Here is a 15,176-nt window from a genome sequence, read left to right as displayed (position 1 = left end):
GTGCTGCCAGCAGTCAGGTCGCCAGCGGTGACGTTGGTGATTTTGCTGGTGGCATCGGTGCCGTGCGCGGCGCTGAATGCGCCAGCCGCTTTGTTCCACAGCAGGGAATCATCACCGAGACTGTCAACAGCGTTAGTCAGGTTGGTGATATTGGTGGTGTTAGTGGCGATATTGGTGGTGTTGGTCGCCACGTTATCGTTGGTGGTTTTCAGCTGAGAACCGTTGACGGCGTCGGTGCTGGTATCAGAGAGTTCGCCAGCGGTGACATTGGTGATTTTGTTGGTGGCGTTAGTGCCGTGTGCAGCGGTGAATGCGCCTGCGGCGTCGTCCCATTTCAGGGCGTCTTCACCGAGGTTAGTCACCGTATCAGTCAGGTTAGTGATACTGGTGGTGTTGCCAGCCACTTCGCTCGTCAGGTTAGTGATGTTGGTGGTGTTTGCCGCCACATCGTCCTTGGTCGCTTTCAGCTGAGAACCGTTGACGGCGTCGGTGCTGGTGTCAGAGAGCTCACCAGCGGTGACATTGGTGATTTTGCTGGTGACGTCGGTGCCGTGTGCAGCGCTGAACGCGGTGCCGTTCCACAACAGAGCATCCTGCTGCAGGTCGTACAATTGAGAGCCGTTTACTACATCGGTGCTGGTTGCAGAAACCGTACCTTTAGCAACATTAGTGATTTTACTGGTGGTATTTGAGCCGTGTGCAGCGGTGAATGCCCCCGCGGTTCTATTCCATTGCAGAGTATTATTGTCGATTCCTGACAGAGCATCACCCACGTTATTATAGGTGCCGCTTTTCAACGCGTAGCTTAGTGCGGTTACGGTGCCGTCGCTGCCTACAGTAGCGCCTCCCCCGAGCCGTTTGGCGACTGAATCACTGATCGTATAAAGCTGTGAGCCGTTGATGGCATCGGTACTGGTGTTGCTTATGGCACCGGCAGCCATATTAACAATTTTGCGTTTTGTTGTGCTGTTGCCAACTGAAACTGTATTGCTTGCATCAGTGGTCGATCCTGCGCCGATAGCGACAGAATTGTCGGTCGCTGCTGTAGCCCCTACACCGAGGGCGACAGAATCATTGCCGCTTGCCCTGGATTGACTACCGAAAGCTAGACTGTTGCTGCCTCCCGCGGCACTGCCCTCTCCTAGCGCGATGGCATTCTCTCCTGCAGACGAACTGTTACTGCCCAACGCGATTGAGTTCACTTTGCTCGCAATGCTGCCTTGCCCCAGCGCAATCGCGTTTTGTTCGCTGGCTTCACTTGTGTTACCTAATGCAATACTGGATTCGCCAGATGCCTGACTTGCGTTTCCTAATGCAAGGCTGTATTTACCAAGTGCCTTGCTCTCATTGCCAAGGGCTACCGCGTACTCTGCATCGGTGAAAGCAAATACCCCCATCGCGATGGAGTAACCCGCATTTATGCTTGCACTCGACGAAGCGCCCATCGAAATAGAGCGGTCACCGTTAGATTGTGCTTTAACCCCAAGAGCCAGTGAAGCATTGCCATTCGATTCGCTATATGCACCTAACGCAGTACTCCACATACCTAACGCTTTGGAGTAGTAGCCCACGGCAGTTGCTGCGCCATTCGTTGTGGTATGAGTGCTTGCTTCAGCATCGGTACCAATAGCTATCCAACCTGTTCCATTATTATGACCAGCAGGGGTAACACCAGTACCTGTATCTAACCCTGCCTGAGCTAATGCCCCAGACGACGACAATAATCCACCCGCAACCAGTGCAGAAATTAACAGCTTACTGCGCCCGCTCTTCTTCCCACGACTTTTCGCCGTTTCGCTGGCAACGCTGTAACTGCCCGTCGCTGGATTCCAGATAACTTTAAAAATTTTGTTCATTATTGATGCTCTCTATTCCTTGATATAAGCGCAGAAGCTGCATTTATTTTTTGTTTTTTCGCTGCCGAGTTTCAGCAGATTGAACAGTGTCGAACTGGAGATTGGCCATATTGATGGACAACTTCAGATACTTCAGGTTATTAGGCGAAACGCCTTTTAATGTCAGATTAATGTCTTGCCATTGACCAGGCATTAATTGCAGAGTGGAATTCAGTGTGGTGTTGAAAAGTAATTGTTGCCACTTTGCCAGAGCTTTGGCATCGGTGGGTCTTTCATTGCCCCATGTCGCATGAAAGCCAATATTTGATACGGGAACGCTTAATAAATTAACCAGCGAAATACGAATAATGCTGCCATTTTCAACTGCATCAATAGCCAGCACCCGGCCTGCCAAACCAACAGAGCCGTTATTTAAAATGAAGTATTGGGTTTGTGCCGGGTTAAATTCTGTAAAGACAAATTCGTCCTGCTTGTCTTTAACTGCCTTCACCACACCAGCGAGCGTTTTGGTACTGTTTATGATAGTAGTTTGTTGTTTTTCAAAGTATTCTATCTTGCGCTTATCGAGTTCCTGTTGTTTCTCAAGCGCCTCAATTTTGCTTTTTTGTAACTCTTGCTGTGTAACGAGGTCGTCGACCTTAGTCGCTTTTTCAATATAGTCACACCCTGCCAATAAGCAAAGTGGCAATATCATTAACACGCTTAACAATGTTTTATTTAGGTTCATAGGATGAATTCCTTTTCATAATCCCGATACAGTTGATAATTACGGCACAATCATTTTTTTTATGAATGATTGGAGTGGGGCATATTCGCAAAATAAATTTGTTAGAGAATTTTATATTAATTGGTTGTGCGAATGTGTTATTAAATGTCAAACGATTTCAGTTTGTAGCCAATAATATTAATCGCGCGGATTTTAATGATCGGTGTCAATCAATGTCAAATGTTTCACCGGATAAAGGCCCGGGGCAGGGAAAGATAAATATTCAGTTGAGTGATGTTTTATTGCGAAGTTTGCGATGCTGATAGAAAAATTTAAATAATTAATTATGTTTCAAGCATTGATATGCGGTAATTCATTGTTGATATTGATACATCATTATTTAATTTGTACCTGCTTTTCAGAATTTAGCCTGGCATGTGCGCTAAAAAGAATAGAGGAGATTGAATATATAATGTTAAGAACGTTATAAATATTCGATCTCTGAAACAGGCTCCTGCATGTGCCAGCAGGAGCGAGTAAATCGTGAGTGGCTGTAATTACAGCGACGAGAAAGGAACTTAAAACGCGGTCTTAGAGAACCCTGTCATCTCTTGCAGGCCCATTTCGCGGCCCAGCGCGGTCATTGGGTGCACAACGACCAGTCCGCGAACGCTCTTCTTCAGTTTGCCCATATCAGCTTGCTCTTTTTTAGTAATCGCGCGCTGGAACGGCATCTTCATCAGCTTCTGTGCTTCCTTACTGAGTTTCTGGCTGTGAACTTCGCGCAGGCGAGCAATTTCTGCTTCCAGAGTGGCTTTCTCTTTTTCCAGCTCGGCGTATTTGTCTGCGGCTTCAACCAGCGACAGATCGGCCTGCTGGTGGCGGATGGCGTCCAGACGATCGCTGAGACGTTTGATTTCGTTTTTTTCGACTTCTTTCATGTGATGGCTTCTGATAAAGATAAATTTATAGCCCCTAGTATGCGCGACCAGGTGCTTTGTTCACAACTGATGACATTGCAATAGTTCTATAACGTAAACATTAACATGCTTAAAAACTACGCAATTTATTGATTAATTAAGAAATTTAAAGAAAAAAGATAGTTAATAGAAACGGATGATTATTGAGGATTGAGCACGTTTTCCTTAATGTCATTTATACCGGGATCTAAACTAAAATTGGCGGCCGCGCATTCCCGGCGCGGGGTAATACGGAGATATCATCATGGGCAAATTAGGTGAAAACGTTCCGCTTCTTATCGATAAAGCCGTAGATTTCATGGCATCGAGCCAGGCGTTCCGGGAGTATCTGAAAAAACTACCTCCCCGTAACGCGATTCCGTCCGGAATACCTGATGAAAGCGTGCCGTTATATCTACAACGTCTGGAATATTATCGTCGGCTTTATCGGCCGAAACAGGTAGAGGAGAAGTAAGCGAAAGTACTTACTTTTGAAAGGCTTTTTTTAAGCTGATTTTGGAAATCAGCTCTGTCAGTGAAAGGACCATTGTTGATCGCACAGCCTGTTGGTAACGCTGAATTTGCATTGCATACAAACTGGAGTCTGCAGGTTCAAACTGTGGCGGCGGTGGTAACGCCGCCACGCAATGCAGTTCACCAAAGGGTCCAAGGATTTCGTCGTCGGTAAACGCGTACTCGTTGCCGTCGTGATTTAGCTCTTCACGCAATGCCATCAGCAGTTCCGCATCTTCGTATTCCTGGCGGTTAATGACGCCCAACCCGTAAATGAGTTTTAAACGCACAGAAAGATCGCCCAGCGGACCATCGCCGTCGAGTAACGGTTCTACAGCATACTTCACCGCGTAATCGTCTTTGCGGAATACCTGAAGCACCAGAAGATTTACCGCCTCGGTCAAAAGCTCGACGGCGGTGATCAGAAAGCTTCGCACGGTTTTGCCAGCATTCAGACGCTCAAGCACACGGTTTTCAAAGGCCTGGGTTTGTTCCATTGTTGCCTGCATATCTGACAATCTGTTATTCGGGCGCAGGGTGTCCTGCGCCTGGTCCACCATTATTGCATTGCTTTATAAGCGGTTACCGCCTCGGATACAACCTCGCTGTTGGCATCAAGACCGGAAATCTGTGCCAGCGCCGCCTGCGGACCTTTGTCAGCGATCAGTGCTGCCAGTTCCTGAGCCTGCGGATCATCTTCACTGCGGAAGTGCATTGCAGCGGCAATACCTTCAATCAGGTTTTTATGTGGCAGACCATATTCCAGTGTACCGAGCAGTGGCTTAATCAGACGGTCACCAGCGCTCAGTTTACGCAGCGGCTGACGGCCTACGCGCTCTACATCATCTTTCAGATACGGGTTTTCGAAACGACCGAGGATTTTCTGGATGTATGCCGCATGCTTGTCTGCGTCAAAGCCGTAGCGCTTGATCAGTACCGCACCGCTTTCTTCCATCGCACCTTTTACCACCGCGCGGATTTTCTCGTCGAGAATCGCATCACGAATGGTCTGATGACCCGCCAGTTTTCCGAGGTACGCGGTTATAGCATGACCCGTATTCAGGGTGAAGAGTTTACGTTCGACAAATGCCATCAGGTTGTCGGTTAACTCCATGCCTGGGATGTTCGGCAGCGCGCCTTTGAACTGGGTTTTATCAACAATCCATTCGCTGAATGTTTCTACCGTCACTTCCAGCGGATCGTTGGTTGCAGAAGCCGAAGGTGGCACGATGCGGTCAACGGCGGAATCAACAAAGCCAACGTGTTCTTCTACCCACGCTTTGGCATCTTCCGGCAGGGCGTTCATCACATGTCCTTTCAGCTGTGTGGTGCCGCGGACCATGTTTTCACAAGCGATGATGTTCAGCGGGGATTCATTACCTTGTTCTTTACGTTTCACCAGCCCTTTGGCGATTGCCGGGGCAATACGTTCCAGCACAACCGGGCCCACGGCGGTAGTGACTAAATCAACCTGAGCAATCAGATCAACGACATCATCACCAATGCTGCTGACAGCATTGACGCCGGAAACGGTATCTACCTGCTCGGTTTCACCAACCACATGAACCTGATAGCTATGACGGGCATTCAGGGCATCAAGTACCACCTGATTGACATCGGCAAACGTCAGTTGGATACCCGCGTCTGCCAGCAGTTTACCGATAAAGCCACGACCGATATTACCTGCGCCAAAATGTAATGCTTTCATAGTATTAACCTTCATCAATGTTTTTACCCGAGAGGGCTGGGGTGAGGCTTTTCCCTCACCCAAACCCTCTCCGTGAGGAGAGGGTAGGATTGGATTACTTACGACCTGCCAGCAATTCCAGCACTTCATCCACGCTGGTGGTGTGTGCCAGACGCTCGATGACAGTCTCATCATCCAGTGCATTGGTCAGGCTGGTGATAACCTGAATGTGCTCGTTGTTACGGGCAGCAATACCAATCACCAGACGGGCAATGTCATCTTCTTCTTCACCGAAGCGCACGCCTTCCGGGTACTGGCAGAACACCACGCCCGTTTTCAGTACGCGATCTTTTGCTTCAACCGTACCGTGTGGCACCGCGATAGACTCACCCAGATAAGTCGGGGTCAGTTTTTCACGATCCAGCATCGCCTGAACGTATTCCGGCTCAACGTAACCGCCTTTCACCAGCTGCTCGCCAGCAAAACGAATCGCTTCTTCTTTGGTGGCCGCTTTGCGACCGAGGAAGATGTTCTCCGCGCCTAGCTTGAACAGGTTAGCACTGGAATCGTCAAAGCTGTCTTTCAGACTGTCTTTCACTTTTACTTCGTTTTCAGTATGGCGCTGGGCAGCAACCAGACGTTCGGTCAGGCTGGTGTACAGGCCGCTGTCGAGGAAGTTGGTCAGCGAAATATGCTGTGCCTGTGGAACCTGGCGCATAGCGCGTTCGGTCAGGTCACGGTGAGTGATGACGAGGTCCACATCTGGCGGCAGGTTGTTGATCGCGCTGTTAGTGACCGAAATCTGCGACAGACCTGCATCCTGAATTTTCTTACGCAGCACACCTGCGCCCATCGCACTGGAACCCATACCTGCGTCACAGGCAACGATGATTTTACGTACGTGGCTCAGGTCGTTAGTCACATCGCCCGCAGACAGCGGAGACGCACCTTTAGACTCAGCTTTCATGTCCTGCATACGACGAGTTGCTGCTTCAATATCATCTTCTTCTTTCACTTTGCTGGTTTTCAGCAGAATGGCAGAGACAACGAAGGAGACTGCCATTGCCGCACACACACCCGCGATGTTAGCGAAGTAAGCACCTTTTGGCGTCATCGCCAGTACAGCAAGGATAGAACCCGGAGATGCCGGAGAAACCAGCCCACCGCCCAGGATAGTCAGCGTGAATACGCCAGTCATACCGCCGAGGATAACGGCCAGAATCAGACGCGGATTCATCAGCACATACGGGAAGTAGATTTCGTGGATACCCCCCAGGAAGTGGATGATTGCCGCACCGCCCGCAGACTGTTTAGCGCTACCACGACCAAAGAACATGTACGCCAGCAGCACGCCCATACCCGGACCTGGGTTAGCTTCAATCAGGAAGAAGATGGATTTACCCAGTTCATGGGACTGCTGAATACCCAGCGGCGAGAAGATACCGTGGTTAATGGCGTTGTTGAGGAACAGGATTTTCGCCGGTTCAACAAAGATAGACGCCAGCGGCAGCATGTCATGGACAACCATGAAGTTAACGCCCGCCGCCAGCATTTTAGACAGGGCTTCAACAACCGGGCCAATGCCGAGAAATGCCAGAATAGCGAGGATCATCCCGATGATACCAGCGGAGAAGTTATTCACCAGCATTTCAAAACCGGATTTGATCTTACCGTCTACCCAGCGGTCGAAGTGCTTAATGCACCAGCCGCCCAGCGGACCTGCAATCATAGAACCGAGGAACATCGGCATGTCTGCGCCGACGATAACGCCCATGGTGGTAATGGCACCGACTACGCCGCCACGTTCGCCGCCTACCAGCTTACCACCGGTATAACCGATCAGCAGTGGCAGGAGATAAGTGATCATCGGCCCGACCAGCTTCGCCAGCGTTTCGTTCGGTAACCACCCTGTTGGAATAAATAACGCGGTGATGATACCCCACGCGATAAACGCGCCGATATTTGGCATCACCATGTTGCTGAGGAAACGACCAAAGCTTTGCACTTTGATCTTAATATCGGATGACATAAAAACACCCCTTCTTATGTTTGCTGTCGCGCAGGCTGGAAGCCCGAGGTTTTTTGTTAATGTGGCGGCAGAGGTAGCCGGACCTTGTAGATACTGCGAAATCTGGCACTGAATCGGTTAACTGTCCAGTCAACGGCTTTTTGTGTGATATGAATCACATAAATATAGGGGGTAGAGAGGTAATTGACGTGATGTGCATCACAAAACTCTTGTGTAAAAAAGCAACAAGGCGGCGATTTTCGCTAAAAATGGCATTTAAATGTGAGTAATGTCACATTTTTGTTTTGTTAGTTTGTTGAATCTTTGTGATCTGAATCACAAGATATTTTCTTACGGCGTTCACCTGATGTGATCTGCAGCATGTTATGCCTTCGTCATAAAATCGTTATGTAACTAAGCAACTCATCACCTCTAAAAATTATTCTTCGGTGTTATGGCGAGAATCGCCAACCCGGATTATTGTCAAAATATCAGCCCGACTCCCATCTGGCTGCCAGCCAAAAACAACACTGATAAACGTGAATCCGAGGCAGATATGTTTCTAAACTACTTCGCGTTGGGAGTGCTGATCTTCGTCTTTCTGGTGATTTTTTATGGAATCATCGCGATACATGACATCCCTTATCTGATTGCCAAAAAGCGTAATCACCCCCATGCCGACGCTATTCATACAGCGGGCTGGGTGAGCCTGTTTACTCTGCATGTTATCTGGCCGTTCCTGTGGATCTGGGCGACGCTCTATCAACCGGAGCGTGGCTGGGGTATGCAGTCACATGTTGCGTCGCAGGAGAAAGCGACTGACCCGGAAATCGCCGCACTTTCTGACCGAATTTCCCGGCTGGAGCATCAACTCGCCGCCGAGAAAAAGACTGACTATTCCACGTTCCCGGAGATCTAAATATGGATCTATTGATTGTTTTAACTTACGTGGCGCTGGCGTGGGCGGTCTTTAAAATCTTCCGCATTCCGGTAAATCAGTGGACGCTGGCGACGGCGGCGCTGGGAGGCGTGTTTCTGGTGAGTGGTTTGATTTTGTTGATGAACTACAACCACCCTTACACTTTTACCGCGCAAAAGGCAGTGATAGCGATCCCCATCACGCCACAGGTGACGGGAATTGTTACTGAAGTCACCGACAAAAATAATCAGCTTATTCAGAAGGGCGAGGTGCTTTTTAAGCTCGACCCGGTTCGTTACCAGGCGCGAGTTGACAGACTTCAGGCTGACCTGATGACGGCGACGCATAATATAAAGACGCTGCGCGCGCAGCTCACTGAAGCGCAGGCCAACACCACCCAGGTTTCAGCGGAGCGCGACCGTCTGTTTAAAAATTATCAACGTTACCTGAAAGGCAGCCAGGCGGCGGTGAATCCGTTCTCGGAACGTGACATCGACGATGCGCGGCAAAATTTCCTCGCGCAGGACGCGCTGGTGAAAGGCTCGGTGGCGGAGCAGGCGCAGATCCAGAGCCAGCTCGACAGTATGGTTAACGGCGAGCAGTCGCAGATTGTGAGCTTAAGAGCGCAACTTACTGAAGCAAAATATAACCTTGAGCAGACTGTCATTCGCGCACCGAGCAATGGCTACGTTACTCAGGTACTGATCCGCCCAGGTACATACGCAGCTGCCTTGCCGCTACGTCCGGTGATGGTTTTCATCCCCGAGCAAAAACGGCAAATTGTCGCCCAATTTCGGCAGAACTCGCTGTTACGTCTGAAACCCGGCGATGATGCGGAAGTGGTGTTTAACGCGCTACCTGGGCAGGTGTTCCACGGCAAACTGACTAGTATTTTACCTGTCGTGCCAGGCGGTTCGTATCAGGCGCAAGGGGTACTGCAATCATTAACCGTCGTGCCCGGCACGGACGGTGTGCTGGGAACCATTGAACTGGACCCTAACGATGATATCGATGCTTTACCCGACGGCATCTACGCCCAGGTGGCAGTCTACTCCGACCATTTCAGCCATGTTTCGGTGATGCGGAAAGTGCTGCTAAGAATGACCAGTTGGATGCATTATCTTTATTTGGATCATTAAATAATATTAATGTATTGAATCTTGTAAATGTGGTTGAGAGCAAAAAATTGCAAATACAGGACATGAGAATTCGCTGTTCAGGCAGCGAAACTCGAGCCCTTTTTGTCTAGTCCACTGAGAATATAAACGCTCCTTTGATGCCCAAAAGTGGACATTTAATTATTTCTTTTTACCTTGAGAGAAAACTGTTTCGGTGTAATACCAAAATAGCTCTTAAAGTTTCGAATGAAATAAGATGTACTGGTATATCCAACATCATATGCAATACTATTAATATGTTTTTCAGTGGATGTAATCATCTTTGCTGCATGATGCATTCTGATATCTAACACCAACGCATTAAAGTTATTGTTTTCTTTTTCAAGTTTTTTTCTAATCGAAACCTCAGACATATGCAAAATATCCCTAAGATCCATTAACTTCCAATTTCTTGATAAATCTGATTCGATAATTTTTTTGATTTTTTCTGTAAAAGTGATATCTGTTGAAACTGATAGTGTATAAACAAGAGGTTCAATTTCATGGATTCTGGAAAGTAAATAGGCTATTTTATAAACTTGTCTGTGTTTCGGTAAGTTATTATTAATCAGACGTTTAAAAATTTCTTTATCTGTTTCCTCAAGGATATAAAAAAATATTTTTTTTCTTATTTGACTCACTAGTTGATGGCCTAAAAGAAGTGGCTCCATAACCTTACACACGCTATTTAATAGATAGCTATCAATAGTATAGATATCATAAGGTATACCGCTGCCAAGCACTTTTAATGTTGCATCAACGACAAGATTCTTTTCTATATAGCATAAAGAAAAAGGAGGGATGTTAATAACATCTCCATCTTTTGCTTTAATAACTAATTGTGCATTTCTAATAAAAATCATTGCGCTATTATAAAAACGAATTTTTTTTAATGTAAGTGTATGATTTTTGTCTAGATTTCTATTGACAGAGATGTCAAGCTTTGTACAAGTAACTCGACTATTCATAAAGCCACCTCATGCTTTGTATATATATAATTCCATGAGTTATTAAGTTGTGTAAACTCGAAAATTCAACGTGAGTTAATTTTAAACAATCTAACAAATAATTAAAAAAACAATGAATTATATGCGTAATGGATGTAATCACTATAAGAATAATAATATTATCGTAATGAAATTATGCGTAATTAACGAGTCAATCCTCAGGTTCAATTGTTTGGTTAAAAAAAATTCTTAATAATGCGGGTAATTTCCTGGTTGTTTTCATCCCCAACTTAACTTTGATGCGACTGACTCGATAATAGATTTTTTCTTTTGAGAGATTAGTCATTTTTGAAATCTCTCTTACACTCTTACCATGAAAATAGAAAAGGTATAAAATCTCCATTTCAATATTATTTAAGGAGTTTATTGCTTCACTTACCGATGCCTTCTTTTTATGAATGTAGATAGAGTTATGATGTATTCTAATATTATTAGTATCAATACACTTTATCGATTTTCCGGATAACAGAAGACTATATGCATAATAATTTTTAATATCACAAATAAGATAAATCTCATTTGTATCAAAATCAGCTCTGACTATGTCATCGATTTCTGTAAAATCTATGCATCGAAATGTTTTGTTAATATCAGATATCAACCGCATCCCGTAATTGAAAAAATTATTATCACTGGCAAGTATAAAGACAAGATTCATACATATCCTAAAATATTATCTTTTATATTATGCGACAACTATAAGATAAAGATTTTTTAATATCTACATTAAAAATATAAAGATTTGATAAAAAACTATAACTAATTAACCAGTAAAATAACAATAATTACTTTTAGTAGAGTTGAGTACTTCAGGTGACGCTCATTATCGTATGCATTTATATAAATGATCTATAATCATTTTTCAGTATAAGGTCGTTTCATGTTGTTGATCTGTTGAGGAATATTCATTGTCACAATTAAGATATGTTCAAGGTAAATGGTATGTTTTCTTCAAAAAATCCCGACTTCAATAGCAGACAATCTGTTGCCATCAAAAGAACAATTGAACTTTTACTATAGGCATGTCGTGACAGATAAGATTATGTTGTTAAATACACTCTAAAATTTAAATTTTACTTATCAAAACATTCAATTTCCATGAGGATAACTTTAAATATAAATAAATGGCGCAATAAATAAAACTATTTCGTCCTTAATTTGAAGACTATTCATAACAAGCATAAAAAATAAAAACATCAAGAATAAAAATGAAAGTTAATTTAGCGTGTGTTTTCTAAATAAAATAAAGAGATATAAAAACCAGATAATGAGGTTTTATTGTTGACCATCTTATCTTATGCGAGGTAATTTTTGCGACGTTCATGAACTTCTGGGCATGAACAAATATAGGACTAACCGAATTTGGGGCTAACAATTCTTTAAAGGCTTTAAGGAGCATTAAATGAAAAAATTGGTTTTAGGTTCAGCTATTCTTGCTGTACTTGGGATGACTTCTACTGCAATGGCTGCAAACAGTGGTACTGTTAATTTTACAGGGGCTGTATCCAGCGCAACGTGTGATCTTAAAGTTACAAATGCTTCTGGAGCTGAGATACCTACAGTTGATTTAGGTACTGTATCAACGACGGGAACACCTGCTTCAGTTCAATTTAAGCTTGTTCCTTCAGATAATGCTTGCTTGGCAAAAAATGGAGCCCAGATTAGCTGGACATCAAATAATTTAACAACCCAAGGTTTTAGCAATGCAACTACGGGGGGAACAAATGCATATATGGCATTACTTACTTCTAATGCCCAAGAAACTGGTGCGAGCTCATATGTTAAATCCGGTCAAACTACTTTTAACTATCAAGTAACTAGTGGCGGTATTCGATCTTTTGATTACAGTGCTTCGTTAGTTAAACCTACTGGTACTGTGACTCCAGGCGCATTTTCAACTTCAGCAAGTTATGTTGTTGCTTATAAATAATATATGAGCGAAGGAAGGGAGGATTAATCTCCTCCCTTCTTATTACCTGATGTTTATGGCAAGGGAAAATAATGAAAAAAGAAATATTTATTGCCGCTATTATTTTTCATTTACTATCTAAAGGTGCTCTTGCCGAAGAGTTCAACTACAGCTTTATTCGTGGAGGGAGTAAGGATATTCCTGATGTTTTAAACAGCAATAAAGAAAACGTACCGGGTAAATATGTTGTTGATGTTGTTTTCAATGGTTCTAAAATCGCGTCATCTACTGAGATGAGCATCGCAAAAGAGGATGCTGAGGGGATATGTCTTTCTGATGAATGGCTAACTGAAAACGGCATTATAATTAATAAAGATTTTTATAAAAATGTTTATAATTCTGCACGCCAGTGCTATTTGCTGGGTAATGAGGCGAACAGTAAAGTCGCGTTTGATCAATCGTTGCAAGAAGTATCTATTGATTTGCCACAGGCAGGCTTCCAGGACGCAGCAAAAGATGGTGGTGTGTGGGACTATGGTAGTAACGGTTTTAAAATAGCTTATGACGTTAATACTGCAAAAAATAGCAACCAGGAAAGAACCACCTACAGTAGTATTGATGGCCAGGTGAATCTGGGCGAATGGGTGTTATTGGGTAGGGGGTATGCTTACCAGGGCGAAAATTTCGATACTAATAACCTGTTACTGACGCGGGCAATCAAATCACTGAAATCCGATTTGCAACTGGGCAAGACACAGCTTTATAACTCATTGAATAATGGTTTTACCTTTTACGGTGCTCAGCTTAAATCGAATCAGGATATGTATCCGTGGAACTCTCGTGCCTATTCGCCGGTAATTAATGGTATTGCGCGAACCCATGCCAGGGTAACCATTGAGCAGAGTGGTTATACCTTAAAATCTATTGTCGTGCCTCCGGGACCATTTGTGATCAACGATCTTAACGGCGTTTACTCTGGCGATTTGATCATGAAAATCTATGAAGAGGATGGCTCCGTTCGTGAACAGCGTTTCCCTGTCGCAGTGTTGCCTAATTTGTTAAGACCGGGAACGTATAACTACGCCCTCGCCATGGGTAGCAAAGTTAACCAAGATAATGGCGAACGGGATAAAGAAAGTCTGTTTGCCCAAATGAGTTATGACTATGGATTCGAGCCTTTTACACTCAATAGCTCTTTATTGCTGGATAAAAATTATAACAATATTGGTTTAGGACTAATTCGCTCGTTTGGATGGTTTGGAGCCATGTCTTTTAGTGGCAACTTATCACAAGCAAAATACCATAATGGTAAGAATCTAAAAGGCTATAGCACGTCATTAAAATATGCAAAAGCGCTTGGTGATAATGCAAATTTACAGCTTATTGGTTACCGTTTTAATTCAGAGGATTATATTGACTATGCTGATTTTACTTATAATTCATATAGTTTTATAAGAAATAGGCCAAAGCAACGCTATGAGTCAATCGTTACCTACCAGCTACCAGAAAAAGGTATGTTTTTAAACTTTTCTGCGTGGAAGGAAGATTACTGGGATAATTATAACGAGGTCGGTGCTAACTTAAGTCTGACAAAAAGTTTTGATCAAATAACAATGACACTGAACGGTGGTTATTCCAGACTGCAAAATATGGATGCTGACTATAATGTTGGTTTGTCATTAAGTGTGCCGTTAAGTCTGTTTGATAAAACACATTATAGTTTTTCGAATGTTAACTATGATCGACGTACGGGGACCAGTATGAATACTGGGATCTCAGGAATGATTAATCAAAGGCTGAGTTATAACGCATCAGTTAACCAGACGCGTGATACTATCGGTGGTACACTTTCTGCCTCCTATTTATTCGACTGGATGCAGACGTCAGCAACGTATTCACAAACTGGGAAAAATTCATCTACTTCACTCCAGTTGGGTGGTAGTGTAATTGGTGTGCCAGAAGGTGGCATAATATTTACTCCAGTTAAAAATGATCAACTGGCTATCGTGCAAATGAAAGATGTCCCCGGTGTTATGTTTAACGGTTCTTTACCGGGAGATAAATATGGTCGGGCGGTAATCCCACTTACTGCTTATAACAATAATACGATTTCTGTAAATGCAGAAAAATTACCGAAGAATATTGAGCTTACAGATAATGCGATTAATGTGACCCCAACGGGAAATGCTATCATTTATAAAAATGTGAAGTTTAAGAAAATTAATACCTATGTGGTTAAACTTTATGGGAAAAATGGTTATGTCGTTCCTATGGGTAGCATCGCAAAAAATACACAGGGTAAAGAAGTGGGTTATGTAAATAACGGTGGTATTTTGCTGATGAACCTTGAAACACACGATGAAGGTGTTATTTCGCTTGACCAGTGTCAATTTAATACGCAGTCACTGAAGAAAAACTATGACCAAACTCAGGAGATTCACTGTGAGTAACAATG

At 44.2% G+C, this 15,176-nt stretch carries 13 protein-coding genes; 5 read left to right on the top strand and 8 right to left on the bottom strand.

Features of this window, described 5'->3' with window-relative positions; all coding sequences use genetic code 11:
• The 3 genes from ACJHWR_RS21585 to ACJHWR_RS21575 all read right to left on the bottom strand — a co-directional run.
• A partial coding sequence (locus ACJHWR_RS21585; RefSeq protein WP_285803477.1) for an ESPR-type extended signal peptide-containing protein occupies positions 1–1,856 on the bottom strand: 1,856 nt, incomplete at its 3' end.
• Positions 1,857–1,899: 43 nt separating this feature from the next.
• A complete protein-coding gene (locus ACJHWR_RS21580; RefSeq protein ID WP_001052541.1) occupies positions 1,900–2,583 on the bottom strand; it encodes a DUF3251 domain-containing protein in 684 nt (227 codons plus the stop codon).
• Positions 2,584–3,140: 557 nt separating this feature from the next.
• On the bottom strand, positions 3,141–3,503 hold the full coding sequence (locus ACJHWR_RS21575; RefSeq protein ID WP_000665680.1) for a YibL family ribosome-associated protein: 363 nt from the start codon (positions 3,501–3,503) through the stop codon (positions 3,141–3,143).
• Positions 3,504–3,786: 283 nt separating this feature from the next.
• On the opposite strand from ACJHWR_RS21575, the gene yibT reads away from it, so the two are divergent.
• Complete coding sequence (gene yibT, locus ACJHWR_RS21570; RefSeq protein ID WP_000517099.1) at positions 3,787–3,996, top strand: protein YibT; 210 nt, start codon at positions 3,787–3,789, stop codon at positions 3,994–3,996.
• Positions 3,997–4,006: 10 nt separating this feature from the next.
• Here yibT and mtlR read toward each other — a convergent pair whose 3' ends face one another.
• The 3 genes from mtlR to mtlA form a co-directional block, all read right to left on the bottom strand.
• Positions 4,007–4,594, bottom strand: a complete 588-nt coding sequence (mtlR, locus tag ACJHWR_RS21565) for a mannitol operon repressor MtlR (RefSeq protein ID WP_000228269.1) — start codon at positions 4,592–4,594, stop codon at positions 4,007–4,009.
• Positions 4,594–5,742, bottom strand: a complete 1,149-nt coding sequence (gene mtlD / locus ACJHWR_RS21560; protein WP_000645420.1) for a mannitol-1-phosphate 5-dehydrogenase — start codon at positions 5,740–5,742, stop codon at positions 4,594–4,596. Before mtlD ends, mtlR begins: the two co-directional genes overlap by 1 nt.
• A 94-nt stretch (positions 5,743–5,836) precedes the next feature.
• Positions 5,837–7,750, bottom strand: coding sequence for a PTS mannitol transporter subunit IICBA (mtlA, locus tag ACJHWR_RS21555; RefSeq protein ID WP_000093274.1), 1,914 nt, complete (start codon positions 7,748–7,750; stop codon positions 5,837–5,839).
• Between the two features lie 535 nt (positions 7,751–8,285).
• Here mtlA and ACJHWR_RS21550 point away from each other — a divergent pair.
• Both ACJHWR_RS21550 and ACJHWR_RS21545 read left to right on the top strand, forming a co-directional pair.
• A complete protein-coding gene (locus tag ACJHWR_RS21550; protein WP_000479624.1) occupies positions 8,286–8,648 on the top strand; it encodes a DUF3302 domain-containing protein in 363 nt (120 codons plus the stop codon).
• A 2-nt stretch (positions 8,649–8,650) separates the two neighbouring features.
• A complete protein-coding gene (locus ACJHWR_RS21545; RefSeq protein ID WP_000364939.1) occupies positions 8,651–9,787 on the top strand; it encodes an HlyD family secretion protein in 1,137 nt (378 codons plus the stop codon).
• Between the two features lie 155 nt (positions 9,788–9,942).
• Here the strand turns inward: ACJHWR_RS21545 and ACJHWR_RS21540 are convergent, their stop codons facing one another.
• Together ACJHWR_RS21540 and ACJHWR_RS21535 are read right to left on the bottom strand one after the other, a co-directional pair.
• Complete coding sequence (locus ACJHWR_RS21540; protein WP_410226715.1) at positions 9,943–10,773, bottom strand: helix-turn-helix domain-containing protein; 831 nt, start codon at positions 10,771–10,773, stop codon at positions 9,943–9,945.
• Positions 10,774–10,963: 190 nt separating this feature from the next.
• Positions 10,964–11,470 carry a sigma factor-like helix-turn-helix DNA-binding protein gene (locus ACJHWR_RS21535; RefSeq protein ID WP_001054915.1) on the bottom strand — a complete coding sequence of 169 codons (507 nt, stop codon included), beginning with the start codon at positions 11,468–11,470 and terminating at the stop codon, positions 10,964–10,966.
• 744 nt (positions 11,471–12,214) lie between these two features.
• On the opposite strand from ACJHWR_RS21535, the gene ACJHWR_RS21530 reads away from it, so the two are divergent.
• On the top strand, positions 12,215–12,742 hold the full coding sequence (locus ACJHWR_RS21530) for a fimbrial protein (RefSeq protein ID WP_001314223.1): 528 nt from the start codon (positions 12,215–12,217) through the stop codon (positions 12,740–12,742).
• Positions 12,743–12,813: 71 nt separating this feature from the next.
• On the top strand, positions 12,814–15,171 hold the full coding sequence (gene pefC / locus ACJHWR_RS21525; protein WP_000711478.1) for a PefC/AfrB family outer membrane usher protein: 2,358 nt from the start codon (positions 12,814–12,816) through the stop codon (positions 15,169–15,171).
• Positions 15,172–15,176: the final 5 nt, after the last annotated feature.

The organism is Escherichia sp. WS568, from assembly GCF_046486085.1.
Lineage (GTDB): Bacteria > Pseudomonadota > Gammaproteobacteria > Enterobacterales > Enterobacteriaceae > Escherichia > Escherichia coli.
The sequence above is the reverse complement of the archived record's forward strand: the minus strand, read 5'-3'. Positions and strand labels throughout refer to the sequence as shown.

Coding starts and splice junctions, on each gene's coding strand:
- ACJHWR_RS21580 (WP_001052541.1), bottom strand. CDS start 2,583: ATGAACCTAAATAAAACATTGTTAAGCGTGTTAATGATATTGCCACTT.
- ACJHWR_RS21575 (WP_000665680.1), bottom strand. CDS start 3,503: ATGAAAGAAGTCGAAAAAAACGAAATCAAACGTCTCAGCGATCGTCTG.
- yibT (WP_000517099.1), top strand. CDS start 3,787: ATGGGCAAATTAGGTGAAAACGTTCCGCTTCTTATCGATAAAGCCGTA.
- mtlR (WP_000228269.1), bottom strand. CDS start 4,594: ATGGTGGACCAGGCGCAGGACACCCTGCGCCCGAATAACAGATTGTCA.
- mtlD (WP_000645420.1), bottom strand. CDS start 5,742: ATGAAAGCATTACATTTTGGCGCAGGTAATATCGGTCGTGGCTTTATC.
- mtlA (WP_000093274.1), bottom strand. CDS start 7,750: ATGTCATCCGATATTAAGATCAAAGTGCAAAGCTTTGGTCGTTTCCTC.
- ACJHWR_RS21550 (WP_000479624.1), top strand. CDS start 8,286: ATGTTTCTAAACTACTTCGCGTTGGGAGTGCTGATCTTCGTCTTTCTG.
- ACJHWR_RS21545 (WP_000364939.1), top strand. CDS start 8,651: ATGGATCTATTGATTGTTTTAACTTACGTGGCGCTGGCGTGGGCGGTC.
- ACJHWR_RS21540 (WP_410226715.1), bottom strand. CDS start 10,773: ATGAATAGTCGAGTTACTTGTACAAAGCTTGACATCTCTGTCAATAGA.
- ACJHWR_RS21535 (WP_001054915.1), bottom strand. CDS start 11,470: ATGAATCTTGTCTTTATACTTGCCAGTGATAATAATTTTTTCAATTAC.
- ACJHWR_RS21530 (WP_001314223.1), top strand. CDS start 12,215: ATGAAAAAATTGGTTTTAGGTTCAGCTATTCTTGCTGTACTTGGGATG.
- pefC (WP_000711478.1), top strand. CDS start 12,814: ATGAAAAAAGAAATATTTATTGCCGCTATTATTTTTCATTTACTATCT.